This window comes from Rhodococcus sp. MEB064 (genome assembly GCF_000834565.1).
Taxonomy (GTDB): domain Bacteria; phylum Actinomycetota; class Actinomycetes; order Mycobacteriales; family Mycobacteriaceae; genus Rhodococcoides.
On the sequence record NZ_JXQS01000037.1, the window covers coordinates 1 to 19900 of the forward strand.

Genomic DNA, 19900 nt, shown 5'->3' on the forward strand with positions numbered 1-19900 from the left:
ACCGGCATCCGTGCCCCGGCGGGCCTCGCACACCACTGCGAGGCCCGCCGACTTTTCGGTCCGACCCTGTTGGTTCACTGGGACTTCCATCCCGGCAGCCACGAGGAGTCTCCCGATGACCGAACCCACGACGTCCCTGGACGACATGAGAGCGCAGCTCGACACCGGTTTCGGCAAGCTCATCGGTCTCGAGTTCCACGATCTCGAACCCGATCGCGTCACCGCGCGGTGGACTGTCCGCGACGAGCTGTTGCAGCCGTTCGGCATCGTGCACGGGGGAGTGCACTGTTCCGTCATCGAGTCCGTCGCCAGCACCGCTGCAGCATTGTGGCTCGGGGGCCGCGGCCACGTGGTGGGAGTGAACAACACCACCGACTTCATCCGCGCAGCTCGCGCCGGAGTCCTGACCGCGGAAGCGGTTCCGGTGCACCGCGGACGCACTCAGCAGATCTGGACGGTCACGATCACCGACGAGTCGGACCGGCTGATCGCGCGAGGTCAGGTGCGGCTGCAGAACATCGAGGACACCGCGGCCATCGGCGGAGCCTGAAACCGGGCGATTCCCGCCTGCCGTGCACGATGCCCCGCCGCGTGCCAGCATTGCGGAGCCGCAGTCGCATTCCCGAAAGGACGTCACACCAGTGAGCAGGGTCGAGGCATGAGACTGTCGCCGCACGAGCAGGAGCGACTGCTGCTCAGTTACGCCGCCGAACTCGCGCGTCGGCGACGTCAGCGCGGTCTGCGGCTCAATCACCCCGAAGCGATCGCCGTCATCACCGATCACCTCCTCGAAGGTGCACGTGACGGGCGGACCGTCGCCGAACTGATGTCGTCGGGACGCGAGGTGCTCACCCGGGAGGACGTCATGGACGGCATCCCGGAGATGCTGCCCGAGGTGCAGGTCGAGGCGACCTTTCCCGACGGCACCAAGCTCATCACCGTCCACGATCCCATTTCATGAAGGGCGCCGAGCGCATGGATGACGGCAGAATCGTTCCGGGCGAGATCCTCGTCGAGGACGGTGTGATCGAACTCAACGCCGGCCGGGCAACCGTCACGCTGGACGTGGTCAACGACGGCGACCGTCCCGTACAGGTCGGCAGCCACGTGCACTTGCCGCAGTCGAACGCCGCCTTGACGTTCGACCGTGAAGCGGCACACGGCAAGCGGCTCGACATCCCTGCGGGAACGGCTGTGCGTTTCGAACCGGGTATCGCGCATCGCGTGACCGCCGTCGACATCGGCGGATCCCGTGAGGTGTACGGAATCTCGCTGACGCCTCCCGGTCGTCTGGATGCGGTCGAGACGACGGGCGGACTCTGATGTCCTTTCTCGACCGATCGCGGTACGCGCAGCTCTACGGGCCCACCACCGGCGATCGAATCCGGTTGGCGGACACCGATCTCGTCGTCGAGATCACCGAGGACCGTTGCGGCGGGCCGGGTCTCGCCGGTGACGAAGCCGTCTTCGGCGGCGGCAAGGTGATCCGCGAGTCGATGGGTCAGTCCCGCGCCACCCGTGCCGACGGCGCGCCGGACACGATCATCACGGGCGTGGTCGTGCTCGACCACTGGGGAATCATCAAGGCCGACGTCGGTATCCGCGACGGCCGTATCGTCGCGCTGGGCAAGGCGGGCAACCCCGACACGATGTCCGGGGTGCATCCGGACCTCGTCATCGGACCCTCCACCGAGATCATCGCCGGCAACGGCAGGATTCTCACCGCCGGAGCCATCGACTGCCATGTGCACCTGATCGCACCGCAGTTGATGGAGGAAGCGCTCGGCGGAGGCATCACCACGATCATCGCCGGCGGCACCGGTCCCGCCGAGGGGACTAAGGCCACCACGGTCACTCCGGGCGCATGGCACCTCGCACGCATGCTCGAGGCTCTCGACGGATGGCCGATGAACGTGGCGCTGCTGGGCAAGGGCAACACGGTCTCACCCGATGCGATGTGGGAGCAGTTGCGCGCCGGCGCATCGGGTTTCAAGCTGCACGAGGACTGGGGATCGACACCCGCCGCCATCGACGCCTGCCTGACGGTGTGCGATCAAGCGGGCGTTCAGGCCGCACTCCACTCGGACACCCTCAACGAGGCCGGCTTCGTCGAGGACACGCTCGGTGCGATCGCCGGTCGAGGAATCCACTCCTATCACACGGAGGGAGCCGGAGGCGGTCACGCACCCGACATCATCACCGTCGCCTCGCAGCCCCACGTACTCCCCAGCTCCACCAATCCCACTCGGCCGCACACGGTCAACACTCTCGACGAGCACCTCGACATGCTGATGGTGTGCCACCACCTCAGTCCGTCGATTCCGGAGGATCTCGCGTTCGCGGAAAGTCGGATCCGACCGTCGACGATCGCCGCCGAGGACCTGCTGCACGACATGGGAGCGATCTCGATGATCGGGAGCGATTCCCAGGCCATGGGCCGGATCGGGGAGGTCGTCCTGCGGACGTGGCAGACCGCGCACGTGATGAAGAAGCGCCGCGGCTTCCTCGCCGGCGACTACCGTGCGGACAACAACCGCGCCATGCGGTACGTCGCCAAGTACACGATCTGCCCCGCCGTGGCGCACGGTCTCGATGCCGAGGTCGGTTCGATCGAACCCGGCAAGCTGGCCGACCTGGTGTTGTGGGAACCGGCATTCTTCGGTGTCCGTCCGCACATGGTGATCAAGGGCGGCATGATTGCCTGGGCGACGATGGGCGACGCGAACGCGTCCATTCCCACACCTCAGCCCGAGCTCCCTCGGCCCATGTTCGGTGCGACACCGAAAGCCGCGGCGGCCACGTCCGTGCACTTCGTTGCGCCGCAGGCACTCGAGGACGGTCTCGCGAACCGGCTCGACGTCTCCCGCCGTCTGGTGCCCGTGGGCAACGTCCGCGGCATCGGCAAAGCGCAGATGGTGAACAACGACGCGGTGCCGCGCATCGAGGTGGATCCCGACACGTTCACCGTGCGTATCGATGGCGACGTGTGGACCGAGCAGCCGGCGACCGAACTGCCGATGGCGCAGCGGTACTTCCTGTTCTGATGACGACACTGGATCCGAGGACATCACTGTCTGCACCGTCCGGGCTCGCGATGCTCTTCACCCTCGCCGACTCCCGGTTGCCCATCGGGGGTCACGTGCACTCCGGTGGAGTGGAGGAAGCGATCACGGAAGGCCTCGTGCGCGACGTGGTGACTCTCGACGCGTATCTGCGTCGTCGGATGAGAATCAGTGGTGCGGTCGCGGCGTCCCTCGCGGCGGCCGTCTGCGCGGGCATCCTGTCCCCGGTCGACGCCGATCACGAGACGGACGCTCGCACACCGTCTCCCGCCGCGCGCGCGGCCTCTCGGTCCCAGGGACGGGGACTGCGCCGACTCGCCGAGACCGTGTGGCCCGATCACGACTGGTCGACGCTCGGTCGTCGTCCGCATCTTCCGGTCGTCTCCGGTGTCGTCGGTGCGCTCACCGGGTCCACCCCGTCGGAGACCGCGTCCGTTCAGATCTACACCGCGATGACCGGCGCGGCGATCGCCGCGCAGCGGCTCCTGGCTCTCGACCCCGGTGCCGTGGCGGCCTGCACGATCGGCCTCGCGAGCGAGTGCGACCGCATCGCCGACTCGGTCACCGCCGGCCTCCCTCGACTGGAGAACCTGTCCGACCCGCTGCTCGACTTCCTGGGCGAACGCCACGTACAGCGTGAACGACCACTGTTCGCGTCCTGACCGACAACACCGAAGGAGCCTTCACGATGCCTCCGCATCTCATCGACGGGGAACCGCACACGCACGACCTGGACCGCCCGAAGCGTTCTCGCACACCCGGCGAGGCTCTGCGGGTCGGCATCGGCGGCCCCGTGGGATCCGGCAAGACGGCGCTCGTCGCTGCTCTGTGCCGACAACTGCGGGACGAGCTGTCTCTCGCGGTGCTGACCAACGACATCTACACCACGGAGGACGCCGACTTCCTCCGTCGTCACGCGGTGCTGCCCGACCAGCGCATCACGGCCGTGCAGACCGGGGGATGCCCGCACACCGCTATCCGCGACGACATCACGGCGAACCTCGACGCCATCGACGATTTGATCGAGGCGAACCCGCCGCTGGATCTCATCCTCGTCGAGTCGGGTGGCGACAACCTCACCGCGACGTTCTCGTCCGGACTCATCGACGTCCAGATCTTCGTGGTGGACGTGGCCGGCGGCGACAAGGTGCCCCGCAAGGGCGGTCCGGGGGTGACGTACTCGGATCTGCTGGTCATCAACAAGACGGATCTGGCTCCGATGGTGGGAGCGGATCTCACGGTCATGGAGAACGACGCTGTCCGAGTGCGCGAAGGGCGGCCGACCGCGTTGATCTCACTGACGGAGGATCCGGCCGCGACCGACGTGCTGAGGTGGGTGCGAGATCAGCTCGCCGCCGTCGCTGTCTGAGCTGACGGCCCCGGTCGGCCGCGGGGCGTTGCAGTCCGTCGTGACCATCGTGGCGTCGCGTGCCCGCACGCCGCGGATCGAGGCCCGCGGTGGGTTGGCGGTCCGGCGGACAGGAGCGCATCGGGTGCATCTGATCGGCTCTGCCGCAACACCTCTCGGTGGGGACACGATCGAGGTTCGCATCGTCGTAGAGGCGGGTGCCCGACTCGAGGTCTGCACCGTCGCCGCGTCGGTGGCCCTCCCTGGACGCATCACCGACGTCTCACACGCGCGGTGGTCTCTCGAGGTGCACGACGGTGGGGACCTGGTCTTCGACCCGGAGCCGACCATCGTCGCGGGGTCGGCCGAGCATCACTCGACGGTCGGTCTGCACCTCGGGACGGGGTCGCGGGCAGTGGTTCGCGAGCGCGTGCAGCTCGGCCGCACCGGCGAACACCTCGGGCGATGGACGGGAACGTTCGACGTCGATACCGGTACGACGCCGGTGCTCCGTCACCGGCTGGACCTCGGGCCGGGAGCCGACGGTCACGACGCCCTGTTCGCCCCGATGGCGGCGATGAGCACTCTCACGTGGCCCTCGACGGCCTTGCCGGACGCCACCGGTGATGTGCGATCGGCCCTGGACACGACGATGCCGATGGCCGGCGGTGGAACTCTCTCCACCTGGCTCGGCCATCGGCTACCGGTCGTTCAGCCTGCGCGCTTGGCTCCTGCGGACTCCGCCGAGGACGGTTCTGCTCCCTGACGTTCCTCCGCCGTGGGGGACGCACCCGACGCGGCACGCTTCTCGGTGCTGTCCTGCTGCTTCTGCCGACCCTCGGCGTCCACCGTGACGCCGGACTCGCGGTCGGCGGCCTTGCTGGTCGCCTCGACCGTGCGCGTCGGGATGGAGATGCCCTCGACGCGGTTCTCCTTCTCGAGAGTGTGCAACTGCTCGATCGCGAGACGGGCGAACACCTGCTGCTCGGTCGACGCCATCTGCGCGCGACCGCGACCCAGGAAGGTCACGAACCACGAGATGACCGTCGTCAAGCGGTTGCGGTATCCCACCTGGTAGAAGAGGTGCAGGCCGAGCCACGCGACCCATGCGATGAAGCCACCGAACTCGAGCTTGCCGACCTTGCACACCGCGCTGAAACGCGACACGGTGGCCATCGAGCCCTTGTCGAAGTACGAGAACGGCTTGCGCTCGGCCGGGCTCTGTCCGTCGAGCGACGCCTTGATCTGCTTCACGGCGTACTTCGCACCCTGGATGGCGCCCTGCGCCATGCCGGGAACGTCCTTCACCGACATCATGTCGCCGACGACGAAGACCTCGGGGTGGCCCTTGATGGTCAGATCGGGCTCGACGACGACACGTCCGGCTCGGTCCACCTCGGTGCCGTCGGACTGGTCGGCGAGCTGCTTGCCGAGGGGGCTGGCCTGCACGCCGGCCGACCACACCTTGCACTGGGCCTCGATGCGACGCTCGGTGCCGTCCTTCTCCTTGACGGTCAGACCGTCGTTGTCGACGCCGGTCACCATAGCGTTGAGCTGGATGTCGACGCCCAGCTTCTCGAGGCGCTTGGCTGCCTTCTCGCCGAGCTTCTTGCCCATCGGCGGCAGAACGGCGGGCGCAGCGTCGAGCAGGACGACCTTGGCGTCCCTGGCATCGATGTTGCGGAACGCTCCGTCGAGGGTGCGGTTGGCCAGCTCCGATATCTGGCCGGCCAGCTCGACACCGGTGGGGCCTGCGCCGACGACGACGAACGTCATCAGACGCTCGCGCTCCGCAGGGTCCGTCGACAGCTCGGCCTGCTCGAACGCGCCGAGGATCCGTCCACGCAGCTCGAGGGCATCGTCGATGGTCTTCATACCCGGCGCGAACTCGGCGAAGTGATCGTTGCCGAAGTACGACTGCTGGGCACCGGCCGCGACGATCAGGCTGTCGAAGTGCGTCACCGTCTCACGCTCGAGCAGGCGCGACGTGACCGTCTTGTTCGTCAGATCGATGGTCTCGACGTCACCCATCAACACCTCGGCGTTCTTCTGCTTGCGCAGGATGACGCGGGTTGCGGGGGCGATCTCGCCGACGGACAGGATGCCGGTGGCAACCTGGTACAGCAACGGCTGGAACAGGTGGTGGGTGGTACGCGCGATGAGCGTGACGTCCACATCGGCTCGCTTGAGGGCCTGCGTGCCGAAGAGGCCACCGAATCCGGAACCGATGACGACGACGCGGTGACGCTTCTTCTCGTTCGTCTCGACGCTCATGTGTCCACTCCTAAAATGTCTGTGTTCTCGGGGACAACGGTAGTCTGCTGCGGCCCGACCTGCCGGTCAGGGTTCGAGAACGTACTTTCCGCGCGGGTGATTCGTGCCCAGTTCGCGATGAGCCCTCGCAGCCTCGTCCAACGGGTACTTCGCGGCGATCGTCACGGTGACCACGGACCCCGCGAGGTCGAGCAACGTCAGGCGGGCACGTTCACGACGGGCTGCGCTCTCCGCGTTCCCCCCGCCCACGGACGGGAAACCTTCGTCCGCGGCCCGTCCGAATGCCGCGATGGTGACGATCCTGGTGCGGTCCTCGACCAGGGCCAGCGACACGTCCACCGCCTCGTCGGTTCCGACGGTGTCCAGCGCCACGTCGACTCCGTCCGGTGCGGCGGTCCGGACACGGTCGAGCAGACCGTCGCCGTAGGGAACGGCCACGGCGCCGAGTGCACGCACCGCGTCCAGATTGCGAGGACTCGCGGTACCGATCACCTGCGCACCGCGATGGACGGCGAGTTGGACCGCCTGTGAGCCCACGGACCCGGACGCGCCATGGATCAGCACGCAGTCGCCCTCGCCGACGCCGGACAGTTCGACGATGTCCCAGGCGGTGGCAGCCGTGAGGAGATACGACGCCGCCTCGGCCCAATCGAGAGAAGCGGGCTTGGGCAGGACCGAGCCCGCCGGGGCGATGATGCGCTCGGCATACGCGCCGTCGGCGAGAACGATGACCTCGTCTCCGACCGACACGGGACCCGCAGGGCCGTCTGCATTCGCTCCGACGGCCAGCACGACACCGGATGCTTCGGCACCCAGCGGCATCGGAAGGCGACTGGAGTCGGTGCCGAACGCGCCGCTGTAGAGCTTGTAGTCGATGGGGTTCACCCCGGCCGCCCGTACCTCGACGAGAACCATGCCGTCGCCGGGTTCGCCCAGGTCCACCTCACGTATCTCGACGACCTCCGGGCCGCCGAAAGCCGTTGCCACTACTGTCCGAGTCGGAGCCGATTCATTCACACTCCGAACAACGCGCGACGATCCCGAATGTTCCCTCGCCGTGACTTCCGACGGTCCGGAACCGTACGCAGGGACGAAGTAGCAGCAGATCCGTTGCGAGAGACGAACGAGGAGACCCCATCGTGCAGTTGGCCGTTCATTATCCGTACTTCACCCTTCCGGGCGGGGCCGCCGCGACGGCCGGACTGCTCTCGGACAGCGCACGCGCCGCGGAGGACGGGGGGTGCACCCTGTTCACGCTGATGGATCACTGGTTCCAGATGGAGAACCTCGCCACCGCGCAGGACCCGATGCTCGAGGGCTACACCTCGTTGGGGTTCCTCGCGGGACGGACCGAGCGCATCAGGCTGGGCCTGCTGGTCACCGGCGTGACCTACCGCCATCCGGGTCTGCTGGCCAAGACCGTCACGACGCTCGACGTCCTGTCCGGGGGTCGGGCGATGCTGGGTATCGGCGCAGCCTGGTACGAACGCGAGCACAAGGGGCTGGGTGTCCCGTTCCCCTCCATGGCCGAGCGATTCGAGCGGCTCGAGGAGGCCGTGCGGATCTGCAAGCAGATGTGGAGCGACGACGACGGTCCGTTCGACGGACAGCACTACTCGTTGGCCGAGACGATCTGTGAGCCGAAACCGCTGCAGCGCCCCGAGCCGCCCATCATGATCGGCGGGTCCGGGGAGAAGAAGACGCTGGCCTTCGTCGCGCGGTACGGCTCACTCTGCAACCTTTTCGCGCCCGACCAGGACACCGTCGCCCACAAGCTCGACGTCCTGCGCGGTCACTGCGAGCGCGAGGGACGCCTCTACGCGGATATCGAGAAGACCATCATCACCTCGCTCGATCCGGTCGCGGACGGTGCCGGGTTCCTCCGTGAGATGGAAGGATTCGCCGCCCTGGGCGTCGACACGGTGTGTGTGAGCCCGCAGGGGCAGGATCCCGTCGCCTGGACGCGGTCGGCCACCGCGGCGACCGTCGGCTCGCTCTCCGAGATGGGCGTCTGACATGGAACTCGCCGGTAAGCATTTCCTGGTCACGGGCGCCTCGGGTGCTCTCGGCTCGCGGATCACCGCGCGTCTCGTCGACGCGGGTGCGACCGTGACGATCTCGGGACGGTCGGAGGACGCGCTGTCCGCGCTCGGCGTGGACGGGGCGCACGTCGTGGCAGCAGACCTGGCCCACCCCGGTGCACCGGAAGACCTCGTCGTGCAGGCGACGTCGCACGTCGGCCACCTCGACGGAGTCGTGATCGCGTCGGGAGTCGTGGCGTTCGGGCCGGCAGCGGAGGTGGACGACGACACCGTGGACGACCTGTTGCTCGTCGACCTGTTGGCGCCGCTGCGCCTCGTGCGGTCCGCCCTGACCCGCGTCGAGGCCGGGGGCGTCATCCTCAGCATCAGTGGGGTCATCGCCGAGAAGCCTGTCGGCGGGATGGCGGCCTACTGCGCGGCGAAGGCCGGTATCAGCGCATTCGTCGAGGCGGTACGACCCGAGGCGCGTCGACGCAAGGTGCGGGTGGTCGATGCCCGTCCGCCCCACACCGAGACCGGACTGGCGACGCGTGCGATCTCCGGCACGGCGCCGTCGATGCCGACGGGACTCGATCCGGACGACGTCGCCGCGCGCATCGTCGCTGCCATCGTGGACGACGAGAAAGAGCTTCCGTCCAGCGCTTTCAGCTGAGGCGTCGGCCGTCGCCCGGACCGTGGCGACGGACGTCGGTGGGAGTGAGGTCCCACCATCGGCGACACGCGCGGGTGAACGTCGACTGCTCGGACAGTCCGACGGCGGCGGCGATCTGACTCATGGGCAGCGATGTCGTCGTCAGGTAGCGGAGCGACTCCTCGCGCCGGACCTGGTCGACGATCGCCGCGAACGTGGTGTTCTCGCCGGACAATCGGCGTTGCAACGTGCGTGGATGCAGGCTGAGAAGGCGCGCTGCGTGGTCGATGTGCGGGGGAGTGGTCCCGAGTGACTGCTGCAGGATGGTCCGGACCCGCGGAGTGACGTCGGTCGTCGGTCCGGCGCCCTGTCTCGCCAGGAACGCGAGCGCCAACCGGTGCAGGTTGGAGTCGCCGCCGTGCATGGGCCGGTTCATCAGGGATGCCGGCACCCGCAGGATGGCGGCCGGTCGGCCGGTCCGGACGGCGACGCCGAAGAAGTTCTCGTACACCGACACCGGAGCGACGGGGACGTAGGGGAGCTCGACGGACCTCAGACCGTACGGACCACCGACCAGCGCGATGGTGGCCCGGTGCAGGAATCCCAGACCCATGTCGGTGCCCTGGATCGGTGCGATGATGCCGGGCCTGGTGCCGTACCTCAATCCGACGATTCCCGGTGTTCCGTAGGGGTCACGCTCGGGATGCAGAGACAGCGACTGGGCATGGATGAAGAGGTAGTGCTCCGTGCACTCGAGGGCCTCACCCACGGTCGCCGAGTTCTGGATCGCCAATGCGAGCGGGCCGAGCATGCCGAGGTCCTGTCGGCGGGCGATGCGGAGTCCGAGATCGGGGCAGTCGAGTTCCGCGGCCGCGATCTCGAGCACGCCGGCCATGGCGACGTCCTCGACCAGGAGGTCGTCCGCGTCCAGCGCGGCAACGGGAAGTCCGGCGGCGACCGCGTAGCTCTCCGCGTCGCCCCCCAGTTCGGCCACCGTGGCGCGGAAGCCTCTCAAACCGGCGGATCGAATAGCGGGCATGTCGCCAAGAATCAAGGACATGTCGTCCAGAGTCAAGTAATGTCGCGTCGGAGTCGGGAGACTGGTCGTATGACATCCACAGCCGATCATCTCGATCCGTCGTTCACCGATTCGACCCTCGAGCACGTCGACGTGGTCGTCGTCGGGGCAGGACTGTCCGGAATCGGCGCGGGCTACCGCTTGTCGACGGAGCATCCCGACAAGACCTGGGCGATTCTCGAGGCGCGAACCAGCATGGGCGGCACGTGGGATCTGTTCCGCTACCCGGGGGTGCGCTCGGATTCCGACATGTACACGTTGGGTTACCAGTTCAAGCCGTGGCGCGCGGAGAAGTCCATCGCCGACGGCGAGACGATCCTGGACTACATCAAGGAGACCGCCGCCGAGTTCGGTATCGACCGTCGTATCCGGTACGGCACGAAGGTCGTCGACGCCGACTACAGCACGGCCGATGCGACGTGGACTCTCACGCTGCAGGTCACCGACGAGTCCGGCACCTCCACCACGCAGATGACGTGCGGCTTCCTGTACTGCTGCGCCGGATATTACGACTACGACAAGGGGTACAACCCCGACATTGCCGGCCTCGACACGTTCGCCGGAACCACGGTCCATCCGCAGTTCTGGCCGGAGGATCTGGACTACGCGGGCAAGAACGTCGTCGTGATCGGAAGTGGTGCCACTGCAGTCACTCTCGTGCCCTCCATGTCGCGCACGGCGAACCATGTGACGATGCTGCAGCGCTCGCCCACCTGGATCAGCGCGGTGCCCGGTAGGGACAAGCTGGCCGACAGGATTCGCAAGTACCTCCCCGCGGGCATGGCGCACAGCGTCATTCGCACGAAGAACATTCTGTTCAGCACCGGCTTCTACCAGTTCTGCCGCCGCCGGCCCGAGTCCGCGCGCGCGCTGCTGACCAAGTTCTCCACCAAGATCCTCGGTGACGAGAAGCTGGTCGCGGAACACTTCACGCCGGAATACAACCCGTGGGATCAGCGCCTGTGCGCCATCCCGGACGCGGACCTCTTCAAGGCGATGAAGAAGGGCAAGGCCTCGGTCGTCACCGATCACATCGACACTGTCCTCCCGGACGGCATCCGCCTGAAGTCCGGAAAGACGTTGCCCGCGGACGTCATCATCACCGCAACGGGACTGCAGCTCCTGGCATTCGGCGGAATCACGCCGCACGTCGACGGGGTGGCCGTCGACCTGTCGAAGCAGTTCGTCTGGCAGGGCGCCATGATGACCGGCGTTCCCAACTTCGCCATCTGCATCGGCTACACCAACGCGTCGTGGACCCTGCGGGCCGACCTGACATCGCGTCTCGTCTGCCGCGTGCTCGAGTACATGGACAAGAACGATCTCGCCTCGGTGGTGCCGTCACCTCGGGGCCCCCTCGAGGAACGTCCCCTGCTCGATCTGCAGTCGGGGTACGTGCAGCGATCCATCGACGAGTTCCCCCGCCAGGGTGACCACGGTCCCTGGTTGGTCCGTCAGAACTACATTCTCGACTCGATGTCGACGCTCCGCGGCGACATGAGCAAGACGTTGAAGGGCACGGCGCGCAGCGCTGTGCGGAAGGTGGCGAACGTTCGCTGACGTCCCGTCGGTGCGAACCCCGCCCGTCAATCATGTGTTGACGGTCGGGGTTCGTCAACTTAGGGTTGACGCATGACGGACAAGACAGCAATCACGAACGTTCGACTCGACGACCTCATCGAAGCGATCTCACGGTCGAACGACGACGCACTGAGCCAGCTCAGCGGTGCGATGGTCGTCGCCGATCACCTCGGGGACGTGGCCGACCACCTCATCGGCCACTTCGTCGACCAGGCCCGTCGGTCGGGTGCATCGTGGACGGAGATCGGCCGCAGTATGGGCGTCAGTAAGCAGGCCGCCCAGAAGAAGTTCGTGGCCAAGCCTCGCTCGGAGGAACCGCTGAACGCGAGCCAGGGCTTCTCCCGATTCACGACGCGCGCTCGCAACGTCGTCGTCTCGGCGCAGACAGAGGCGAGGGACCGCAGATCCGCCACCATCACGCCGGGGCACCTCGTTCTGGGCATGCTGGCCGAGCCGGACTCGTTCGGCGTGCAACTGCTGGGGAAGCAGTCCATCTCGGTCGACGATCTGCGGAGTGCCGTGGGCACCGAACCGAGCCCTGTCGCTGCCGATCTACCTGCCCTGATCCCGTTCGATCAGGACGCCGCGAAGGCGCTGGAGTTGACGTTCCGGGAGGCGCTCCGGCTGGGCCACGACTACGTGGGGACCGAACACATCCTTCTCGCGCTGCTCGAACACGAAAACGGCTCCGGGCTGTTGCACGGCCTGGGCGCGAACAAGGCCAGGGTCGACGCCGATCTGGCGGAGGCCCTGGCCTTGTCGTGAGTGACGCTGCTACATGGCGCGGCGCATGACCGAGAAGTAGGTCGCCGGGAACAGTCGCGCGAGGATGTCGACGGAGTGCGCGCTCGCCGCGATCAGGACGCGGCCCTTGCGCTTCTCCACACCGTCGAGGATGCGTAGAGCGGCCTTGTCTGCCGGGTAGGTGAGCAGCTTCGCGAAGGTGGCCTTGCCCGCCGCGATCTCCTTGTCGGTGGCACCGGCGGCCGATCCGGCGGTCTCGGCGATCCGGGTCTTGATGCCGCCGGGATGCACGGACGTGACGCCGATGTTCGGAGCGAGTTCGTGGCGCAGGCACTCCGTGAAGCCGCGGATGGCGAACTTGCTCGAGGAGTACGCCGACTGGCCGGGAGGGGCCACGATCCCGAACAGGCTGGACACGTTGACGATGTGCGAGCCGGGCGAGCGACGCAACGTGGGAAGCAGTCGACGTGTGATGTCCACCGGCGCACGGAAGTTGATGTCCATCACCGTATCGAAATCCTTGGCCGACAGCTGCTCGAACGACCCGCCGAAGGCGATGCCGGCATTGTTGATCAGCAGATCGATGCGCTCGTGCCGCTCGACGATGCCGTCGATGGCGATACCCAGACGGTCCAGATCGGACAGATCGGCGACCACGGTGTCGATGGACCGGGCGGGGGAGGCCGTACCGATGGCCTGCGCGACATCCGCGAGACGCTCGGCGTCCCTGTCGAGAAGGATGAGATCGGTTCCGCGGCGGGCGAGTTCGTACGCCATCTGTTCGCCCATTCCACTGGCTGCGCCGGTGACGAGCGCGGTGGCGCCCGGGAAACGGAAGGGGGGGAGGGACGGCATGAACACTCCTGGAAGTAGGTGACGGTGTGCAGTCGACTCTGCACGACGCAGGCCGGTCCTTCTTGACTCTGTACGACACCACGTCGGAAACGGCATTCTCCGGTGGCGGCCTCGATACGGTGGCGCGGTGACCGAACCTTCCACACCCGCTCTCGCGTCGGGAACCGTCACGGTGCGCGCCGACGCCGACACCGTGTACGCCGCCGTCACGGACCTGGACCGTCTCGCCGACTTCGCCGACGAGGCCCACACGATGCGCTGGACGAGCGGCTCGTCGGCGGGAGTCGGTGCGACGTTCGTCGGGAGTAACCGCAACGGCCTGCACCGGTGGTCGACGACGTGCACCGTGACCGACGCCGATCCGGGGCGCGCGTTCGCCTTCGACGTCGCGTACGGACCTGTCTCCATCCCGATCGCGCACTGGCGATACGACGTGGAGCAGTCGTCGGACGGAACCGTGGTCACGGAGCGGATGTGGGATCGACGTCCGGGATGGTTCGTGGGCATCGGCGGGCTGGCCACGGGCGTCCGTGATCGTGCCACCGCCAACACCGCGAACATCGCGGCGACACTCGACAGGCTCAGGCAGTCGGTCGACCGGGTCTGACCCCGCCGCGTGCACACTGGTGAACATGACTTCCGACGCGACCATCGGCCTCTGGACGGGAACTCTCGACGGCGTGCCCGTCACCGACGTCACGGACGTGGTGAGGCAGGTCGAACAGCAGGGGTGGCACTCGCTCTGGTTCGGTGAGGCGTACGGGCGTGAAGCACTCACCGCGGCTCAGCTCTACCTCGGCGCCACGTCCTCGCTGGTGGTCGGAACCGGTATCGCCAGCATCTACGCCCGTGATGCCGTCGCGACGGCGTCCGCCGCGCGGACCCTGCACGCCGTGTCGGGCGGCCGCTTCGTCCTGGGTCTCGGTGTCTCCCACGCACCCCTCGTCGAACGTATGCGCGGGCATCTCTACGCGAAACCTGTTGCAGCGATGAGGGAGTACCTCGACGCTCTGGACGCTGCACCGGCCGCGGTGGCGGGGGAGGAGCAGAACCCGCCGCGGCTGCTCGCGGCCCTCGGTCCGAAGATGATCGAGCTGTCGCGGGATCGCACCGCAGGCGCTCATCCGTACCTCGTGACACCGGAGCACACGTCGATGGCGCGCGAGATCCTCGATGCGGGCGACAGCGAGCACCGTCCGGAACTCGTGGTCGAACAGGCCGCCGTGGTGGACCCGGCCGCGGACTCGGACGAGTCGGTGTGGAGCGAACGGGCTCACGCCCATCTGAACATCTACACGGGACTTCCCAACTACCGGAACAACTGGGAGCGACTGGGTTTCGGGCAGGACGACTTCGTCCGAGGCGGGAGCGCGAAGCTTGCCGATGCCATGGTCACGCGGGGCCTCGAGGCCACCACTCGACGCGTCCAGGAGCACATCGACGCCGGCGCGACGAGCGTGGTGGTCCAGGTGCTCGGCGCCCGGATGGACGTTCCACCGGTCGGGGACTGGGCGCGGCTCGCGGGTGCACTCGGGTTGGGTCGGTAGACGGGCGCAGCGCCTCTGAGGTTAGCCTTACTTCAAACGATCTGATCTCTCGAAGGGTGTCTCATGCGCGTCTCCGTCGGTGTGTCCGTCGCGGCCACGGTTCTACTTCTCGGCACGGCGGCGTGCAGCTCGTCGGACACCGACTCCGCACCGACGGAGTCGAACGGTGCCTTCCCGGCGCAGATCACCGACAAGTTCGGCACCGTGACGGTCGACGCCGCGCCGGAGCGCCTGGTGACCGCCGGGTACAACGATCAGGACTTTGCGCTCTCGCTGGGCGTCACGCCCGTCGCCACACGCGGTTTCTCCGGGTACGACTACGCGACCCGCCCGTGGGCGCAGGATCAACTGGCCGGCAACACCATCACCGAGGTCGGCAGCGACACACTCGACGTCGAAGGCGTGGCGGCGGCCGAACCGGACCTGATCATGGCCACCTACGCGTACCTCGAGGAGCCGGAGTACCAGCAGCTCGGTCGGATCGCGACCACGGTGGGCGATATCGCCGGTTCGGACGGGTCGGAGACGCCGTCGTGGCGGGATCAGCTGGCGGCCTACGGAACTGCGCTCGGCAAGACCGCCGAGGCGGACACCGTGCGCACGGAGGTGGACGCGAAGTTCTCCGACGCCACCGCGCAGAACCCGTCGTTCGAGGGTCGCACCGCCGCGGTCGCTCTGTACCTCGACGGCACGTTCTACATCCTCGACAGCGGAGATCCCCGCAACCGCTTCTTCACCGACCTCGGATTCACCACTCCGGAGACCACCGGACTCGTCAGCGCCGAGCGCTACGACCTGCTCGATCAGCAGACACTCGTCCTCCTCGGTGTCACACCCGAGGATGTCGCGGGCAACGCGTTGCTGCAGAGCCTGAACGTCGTGAAGGACGACCGGACGGTGTACGTCGGTGAGTTCGGCACACCGGTACCCGCTGCACTCGGCTTCGCGAGCCCGCTGAGCCTCCCGTACGCCGTGGATGCACTGGTTCCGGTGCTCTCCCGCGCATCCGACGACGACCCGTCGACCCGAGTCGGCACGGTGGAGGGCTGAGCGCACGGGTTAGTGTGACCCGACGACAGGGGTAACCGTAGGCATGAGTATCGAACAGCACCAGCGGGACGTGGATCCGCCCGAGACCGAGCACTGGTCGGAGGGTCCCGTCACGACGCCGGAGCGGGACCCGTTCTACCTCCCTCCCGAAGGCTTCGAGAACGCCGCCTGCGGTGATCTCCTGCGGTCGCGTCCCGTGCGCATCGGGGTGTTCGGCCGAGTGCGCCAACGTCTGCAGGCGTGGCAGTTGCTCTACCGCACGCAGGACCTCGAGCGGCACCCCCGTGTCGGCGTCACCACCGTGCTGCTGCCGGCCGGTGCTCGCCCGGATGCGCGCCGTCCGTTGTTGTCATACCAGTGCGCCATCGACGCGGTATCGGGCCGGTCGTTCCCGTCCTACGCACTGCGTCTGGGATCGCACGCGCGCGGCTCGGTGCCGCAGTACGAATTCCTGCTTGTGCTGCACGCGCTACGCCTGGGGTGGGCCGTGAGCATCCCCGATCACGAAGGTGCGGAGGGTCATTGGGGCGCTCCTCTCGAGCCCGGTTACTGCACCCTCGATGCCGTCCGGGCTGCCGTGTCGTTCGACGAACTGGGCCTCGACACCTCCACGCCCGTCGGCCTCTGGGGCTACTCCGGTGGTGGACTGGCCTCCTCGTGGGCCGCCGAGGCGGTCGACGAGCATGCCCCGGAACTCGACGTGGTCGGAGCGGTCCTCGGGTCACCGGTGGGTGACCCGGCATCGGCATTCTTCCGCCTCAACGCAACCCGCTACGCGGCGCTACCTGCCCTCGTCATCGAGGGGTTGCGGCTGACGTATCCCGACCTCGACGCGGTGATGCAGGAATTCGTGAACGACGAGGGCCTCGAGCTGCTCGCGTCGACGAACAAGATGACGACGATGCAGGCGATCATCGCGCTGCGCGGGTTCGACCTGGATCGCTACGCGACCATCCCCATCGCCGACGTCATGGCGAAACCCGAGATGGTGACGATCTTCGAGGAAATCCAACCCGGGCGTTCGGCTCCCGGGTTCCCGCTCCTCGTCCTGCAGGCGACGCACGATCAGATCATCGCGGTGGACGACGTCGACGGTCAGGTGACGCGGTACCGCGATGCGGGTGCCTCCGTGCAGTACATCCGCGACCGGACCAGCGAACACATCACCTTGCTGCCACTGTCGGTGCCGTTGACGCTTCGCTGGCTCGACGACCGGTTCGCCGGACGGCCGACGGGGGAGCAGTCGACCACGACGGTGTGGTCGGTCGCCTGGTCGCTGCGCAGCGCGGCGGGGTATCTCGCGCTCGCCGGGTCCGCAGCGAGAGCGCTCGTCGGTCTGCCTATCTCGACCCGCCGCTCTCGTCGCTGAGACGACACCACCCCCGCACCGAGGAACCGATGCGGGGGTGGTGATGGTCAGAAGAGAGATCAGGCCAGTTCGAAGCGATCCAGCATCATGACCTTGTCCCACGCGGCGACGAAGTCCTGGACGAACTTGTCCTTCGCATCGTCGCAGGCGTACACCTCGGCGATGGCACGGAGTTCGGAGTTCGAGCCGAACACCAGGTCGTTACGGGTGCCGGTCCACTTCGTCTCACCGGTGGCAGCATCCTTGGCCTCGTAGATGCCGTCCTCGGACGTGGGAACCCACTCGGTGCCCATGTCGAGGAGGTTCACGAAGAAGTCGTTGGACAGTGTGCCGACCTTGTCGGTCAGAACGCCGTGCGACGAGTTCTGGTAGTTGGCGCCGAGGACACGCAGACCACCGACGAGGACGGTCAGCTCGGGTGCGCTGAGCGACAACAGGTTCGCCCGGTCGACGAGGGAGTACTCCGCCGGCAGCTTCTGGCCCTTGCCGAGGAAGTTACGGAAGCCGTCGGCCTTCAGCTCGAGGTCGGAGAACGAATCGACGTCCGTCTGCTCCTGCGTGGTGTCCATGCGGCCCGGGGTGAACGGAACGCTGACGCCCGATGCCTTCTCGAGTGCCGCGACGCCGCCGAGGACGACGAGGTCGGCGAACGAGACCGTTCCGGAGAACGACTCCTGGATGCCCTCGAGCACGCGGATGACCTGTGCCAACTCGTCGGGCTCGTTGACCTCCCAGCCGGCCTGCGGCTGCAGGCGCAGGCGACCGCCGTTGGCACCGCCGCGCTTGTCGCTGACGCGGAAGGACGATGCTGCGGCCCACGCGGTCGAGATGAGCTGCTCGGTGCTCAGCCCGGAATCGAGGATCGCGGACTTGAGCTCGGCGATCTGTGCGTCACCGATCAGTTCGTGGTCGACGGCCGGGATCGGGTCCTGCCACAGCAGGGTCTCCGACGGCACCTCGGGTCCGAGGTACCGGCTGACCGGTCCCATGTCGCGGTGGGTCAGCTTGAACCACGCCTTCTGGAACTCTTCCGCGAGCTCCTCCGGGTGGTCGAGCCAGCGACGGGTGATCTGCTCGTAGATCGGGTCGACGCGCATCGCGATATCCGAGGTCAGCATCGACGGGTGGCGACGCTTCGTCGGGTCCGCGGGATCCGGAACCAGGTCCGCGCCCTCTCCGTTCTTCGGACGCCACTGGTGTGCGCCGCCGGGGCTCTTGTAGAGCTCCCACTCGAAGCCGTAGAGGGTCTCGAGGAAGGTGTTGTCCCACTGCGTCGGGGTCGGGGTCCAGATGACCTCGAGGCCACTCGTGATCGCGTCCGCGCCGACACCGCTCTGGAAGCTGTTCTTCCAGCCGAGGCCCATCTGCTCGATCGGGGCGCCCTCGGGCTCGGCTCCGATGTGCGCATCGGGGTCGGCTGCACCGTGGGTCTTGCCGAAGGTGTGTCCGCCGACGGCCAGTGCTGCGGTCTCGACGTCGTTCATGGCCATGCGGCCGAAGGTCTCGCGGATGTCCAGTGCGGACTGCACGGGATCCGGGTTGCCGTTCGGGCCTTCGGGATTGACGTAGATCAGACCCATCTGCACAGCGGCCAGCGGGTTCTCGAGGCTCGTGCGATCACCGTTGTAGCGCTCGTCACCCAGCCAGGTCTGCTCGGGGCCCCAGTAGACGTCCTCGTCCGGCTCCCAGGCGTCGACGCGACCGCCGGCGTAGCCGTAGGTCGGCAGTCCCATGGACTCGATGGCGACGTTGCCGGTGAGCACGATGAGGTCGGCCCAGGAGAGCTTGCGGCCGTACTTCTGCTTCACGGGCCAGATCAGGCGACGGGCCTTGTCGAGGCTGGCGTTGTCCGGCCAGCTGTTCAGAGGTGCGAAACGCTGCATGCCGGCTCCGGCGCCGCCGCGTCCGTCCTGCTTGCGGTACGTGCCGGCCGCGTGCCACGCCATGCGGATGAAGAAGGGGCCGTAGTGGCCGAAGTCCGCGGGCCACCAAGGCTGCGAGTTCGTCATGACGGCTTCGATGTCGCGCTTGACCTCGGCGAGATCGAGCGAATTGAACTCGGCCGCGTAGTCGTAGTCGGCGCCCATCGGATCACCGACGGCGGGGTTCTTCTTGAGGATCTTGAGGTTCAGTGCCTTGGGCCACCACTCGTGGTTGGTGCCACCCTCGACCGGCATCGGCATCTTGTCGTGCATGACAGGGCAGCCGCCGGACGCGTCCTGCGGCTGGTCCTGGTTCATCTCTTTTTCGCGTGTTGTGTGGTCCTCGGACACGAGTTTCCCTCCAAGAGAAGATGATTGAACTGATCTCGGGCGCCTT

The 19900-nt window shown here is 67.3% G+C and carries 20 protein-coding genes; 15 read left to right on the forward strand and 5 right to left on the reverse strand.

The window, feature by feature from the left end; translation table 11 throughout:
* The first annotated feature begins 115 nt into the window (after window positions 1-115).
* From RU01_RS16475 to RU01_RS16505, 7 genes are all read left to right on the forward strand, one after another.
* Window positions 116-550, forward strand: coding sequence for a PaaI family thioesterase (locus RU01_RS16475; RefSeq protein ID WP_042575665.1), 435 nt, complete (start codon window positions 116-118; stop codon window positions 548-550).
* A gap of 108 nt (window positions 551-658) precedes the next feature.
* Window positions 659-961 carry an urease subunit gamma gene (locus RU01_RS16480; protein WP_042575666.1) on the forward strand — a complete coding sequence of 101 codons (303 nt, stop codon included), beginning with the start codon at window positions 659-661 and terminating at the stop codon, window positions 959-961.
* Complete coding sequence (locus tag RU01_RS16485) at window positions 958-1323, forward strand: urease subunit beta (RefSeq protein ID WP_231568749.1); 366 nt, start codon at window positions 958-960, stop codon at window positions 1321-1323. The genes RU01_RS16480 and RU01_RS16485 overlap by 4 nt, the downstream gene beginning before the upstream one ends.
* Window positions 1323-3044, forward strand: a complete 1722-nt coding sequence (locus RU01_RS16490; RefSeq protein ID WP_042575667.1) for an urease subunit alpha — start codon at window positions 1323-1325, stop codon at window positions 3042-3044. The genes RU01_RS16485 and RU01_RS16490 overlap by 1 nt, the downstream gene beginning before the upstream one ends.
* Window positions 3044-3724, forward strand: coding sequence for an urease accessory UreF family protein (locus tag RU01_RS16495; protein ID WP_082043183.1), 681 nt, complete (start codon window positions 3044-3046; stop codon window positions 3722-3724). The genes RU01_RS16490 and RU01_RS16495 overlap by 1 nt, the downstream gene beginning before the upstream one ends.
* A gap of 26 nt (window positions 3725-3750) precedes the next feature.
* On the forward strand, window positions 3751-4431 hold the full coding sequence (ureG, locus tag RU01_RS16500) for an urease accessory protein UreG (RefSeq protein WP_042575668.1): 681 nt from the start codon (window positions 3751-3753) through the stop codon (window positions 4429-4431).
* 40 nt (window positions 4432-4471) lie between these two features.
* Window positions 4472-5176, forward strand: coding sequence for an urease accessory protein UreD (locus RU01_RS16505; protein ID WP_331386542.1), 705 nt, complete (start codon window positions 4472-4474; stop codon window positions 5174-5176).
* On the opposite strand, the gene RU01_RS16510 is transcribed toward RU01_RS16505, so the two are convergent.
* A complete protein-coding gene (locus RU01_RS16510) occupies window positions 5122-6684 on the reverse strand; it encodes an NAD(P)/FAD-dependent oxidoreductase (protein WP_042575670.1) in 1563 nt (520 codons plus the stop codon). The two genes, RU01_RS16505 and RU01_RS16510, sit on opposite strands and share 55 nt — an antisense overlap.
* A gap of 66 nt (window positions 6685-6750) precedes the next feature.
* A complete protein-coding gene (locus RU01_RS16515) occupies window positions 6751-7671 on the reverse strand; it encodes an NADP-dependent oxidoreductase (protein WP_042575671.1) in 921 nt (306 codons plus the stop codon).
* A 152-nt stretch (window positions 7672-7823) separates the two neighbouring features.
* Here RU01_RS16515 and RU01_RS16520 point away from each other — a divergent pair, with 152 nt between their 5' ends.
* Both RU01_RS16520 and RU01_RS16525 read left to right on the forward strand, forming a co-directional pair.
* A complete protein-coding gene (locus RU01_RS16520) occupies window positions 7824-8699 on the forward strand; it encodes an LLM class F420-dependent oxidoreductase (protein ID WP_042575672.1) in 876 nt (291 codons plus the stop codon).
* 1 nt (window position 8700) lies between these two features.
* Window positions 8701-9378, forward strand: a complete 678-nt coding sequence (locus RU01_RS16525; RefSeq protein WP_042575673.1) for an SDR family NAD(P)-dependent oxidoreductase — start codon at window positions 8701-8703, stop codon at window positions 9376-9378.
* Here RU01_RS16525 and RU01_RS16530 read toward each other — a convergent pair.
* Window positions 9371-10417: an AraC family transcriptional regulator gene (locus tag RU01_RS16530; RefSeq protein ID WP_231568750.1), complete on the reverse strand. Its 1047-nt coding sequence runs from the start codon at window positions 10415-10417 to the stop codon at window positions 9371-9373. The two genes, RU01_RS16525 and RU01_RS16530, sit on opposite strands and share 8 nt — an antisense overlap.
* Before the next feature lie 48 nt (window positions 10418-10465).
* On the opposite strand from RU01_RS16530, the gene RU01_RS16535 reads away from it, so the two are divergent.
* Together RU01_RS16535 and RU01_RS16540 are read left to right on the forward strand one after the other, a co-directional pair.
* Window positions 10466-11995 carry a flavin-containing monooxygenase gene (locus RU01_RS16535; protein WP_042575675.1) on the forward strand — a complete coding sequence of 510 codons (1530 nt, stop codon included), beginning with the start codon at window positions 10466-10468 and terminating at the stop codon, window positions 11993-11995.
* A 72-nt stretch (window positions 11996-12067) separates the two neighbouring features.
* Complete coding sequence (locus RU01_RS16540; protein WP_042575676.1) at window positions 12068-12781, forward strand: Clp protease N-terminal domain-containing protein; 714 nt, start codon at window positions 12068-12070, stop codon at window positions 12779-12781.
* A gap of 9 nt (window positions 12782-12790) precedes the next feature.
* On the opposite strand, the gene RU01_RS16545 is transcribed toward RU01_RS16540, so the two are convergent.
* Window positions 12791-13615: an SDR family NAD(P)-dependent oxidoreductase gene (locus tag RU01_RS16545; protein WP_042575713.1), complete on the reverse strand. Its 825-nt coding sequence runs from the start codon at window positions 13613-13615 to the stop codon at window positions 12791-12793.
* A 127-nt stretch (window positions 13616-13742) separates the two neighbouring features.
* Here RU01_RS16545 and RU01_RS16550 point away from each other — a divergent pair, with 127 nt between their 5' ends.
* From RU01_RS16550 to RU01_RS16565, 4 genes are all read left to right on the forward strand, one after another.
* Window positions 13743-14222: an SRPBCC family protein gene (locus tag RU01_RS16550; RefSeq protein ID WP_042575677.1), complete on the forward strand. Its 480-nt coding sequence runs from the start codon at window positions 13743-13745 to the stop codon at window positions 14220-14222.
* 25 nt (window positions 14223-14247) lie between these two features.
* Window positions 14248-15162 carry a TIGR03620 family F420-dependent LLM class oxidoreductase gene (locus RU01_RS16555; RefSeq protein ID WP_042575714.1) on the forward strand — a complete coding sequence of 305 codons (915 nt, stop codon included), beginning with the start codon at window positions 14248-14250 and terminating at the stop codon, window positions 15160-15162.
* A gap of 63 nt (window positions 15163-15225) precedes the next feature.
* On the forward strand, window positions 15226-16212 hold the full coding sequence (locus RU01_RS16560; protein WP_042575678.1) for an ABC transporter substrate-binding protein: 987 nt from the start codon (window positions 15226-15228) through the stop codon (window positions 16210-16212).
* A gap of 43 nt (window positions 16213-16255) precedes the next feature.
* Entirely contained in the window at window positions 16256-17581 is a 1326-nt protein-coding gene (locus tag RU01_RS16565; RefSeq protein ID WP_052493327.1) for a lipase family protein, read from the forward strand.
* A gap of 59 nt (window positions 17582-17640) precedes the next feature.
* On the opposite strand, the gene katG is transcribed toward RU01_RS16565, so the two are convergent.
* Window positions 17641-19821, reverse strand: a complete 2181-nt coding sequence (gene katG / locus RU01_RS16570; RefSeq protein WP_042575679.1) for a catalase/peroxidase HPI — start codon at window positions 19819-19821, stop codon at window positions 17641-17643.
* Between the last annotated feature and the right edge of the window lie 79 nt (window positions 19822-19900).

Excerpts from the sequence above, each read along its gene's own strand:
- RU01_RS16480 (WP_042575666.1), top strand. The coding sequence starts at position 659 with ATGAGACTGTCGCCGCACGAGCAGGAGCGACTGCTGCTCAGTTACGCC.
- RU01_RS16475 (WP_042575665.1), top strand. The coding sequence starts at position 116 with ATGACCGAACCCACGACGTCCCTGGACGACATGAGAGCGCAGCTCGAC.
- RU01_RS16510 (WP_042575670.1), bottom strand. The coding sequence starts at position 6,684 with ATGAGCGTCGAGACGAACGAGAAGAAGCGTCACCGCGTCGTCGTCATC.
- RU01_RS16565 (WP_052493327.1), top strand. The coding sequence starts at position 16,256 with ATGAGTATCGAACAGCACCAGCGGGACGTGGATCCGCCCGAGACCGAG.
- RU01_RS16495 (WP_082043183.1), top strand. The coding sequence starts at position 3,044 with ATGACGACACTGGATCCGAGGACATCACTGTCTGCACCGTCCGGGCTC.
- RU01_RS16545 (WP_042575713.1), bottom strand. The coding sequence starts at position 13,615 with ATGCCGTCCCTCCCCCCCTTCCGTTTCCCGGGCGCCACCGCGCTCGTC.
- RU01_RS16525 (WP_042575673.1), top strand. The coding sequence starts at position 8,701 with ATGGAACTCGCCGGTAAGCATTTCCTGGTCACGGGCGCCTCGGGTGCT.
- ureG (WP_042575668.1), top strand. The coding sequence starts at position 3,751 with ATGCCTCCGCATCTCATCGACGGGGAACCGCACACGCACGACCTGGAC.
- RU01_RS16485 (WP_231568749.1), top strand. The coding sequence starts at position 958 with ATGAAGGGCGCCGAGCGCATGGATGACGGCAGAATCGTTCCGGGCGAG.
- RU01_RS16560 (WP_042575678.1), top strand. The coding sequence starts at position 15,226 with ATGCGCGTCTCCGTCGGTGTGTCCGTCGCGGCCACGGTTCTACTTCTC.
- RU01_RS16530 (WP_231568750.1), bottom strand. The coding sequence starts at position 10,417 with ATGTCCTTGATTCTTGGCGACATGCCCGCTATTCGATCCGCCGGTTTG.
- RU01_RS16555 (WP_042575714.1), top strand. The coding sequence starts at position 14,248 with ATGACTTCCGACGCGACCATCGGCCTCTGGACGGGAACTCTCGACGGC.
- katG (WP_042575679.1), bottom strand. The coding sequence starts at position 19,821 with ATGAACCAGGACCAGCCGCAGGACGCGTCCGGCGGCTGCCCTGTCATG.
- RU01_RS16490 (WP_042575667.1), top strand. The coding sequence starts at position 1,323 with ATGTCCTTTCTCGACCGATCGCGGTACGCGCAGCTCTACGGGCCCACC.
- RU01_RS16535 (WP_042575675.1), top strand. The coding sequence starts at position 10,466 with ATGACATCCACAGCCGATCATCTCGATCCGTCGTTCACCGATTCGACC.
- RU01_RS16540 (WP_042575676.1), top strand. The coding sequence starts at position 12,068 with ATGACGGACAAGACAGCAATCACGAACGTTCGACTCGACGACCTCATC.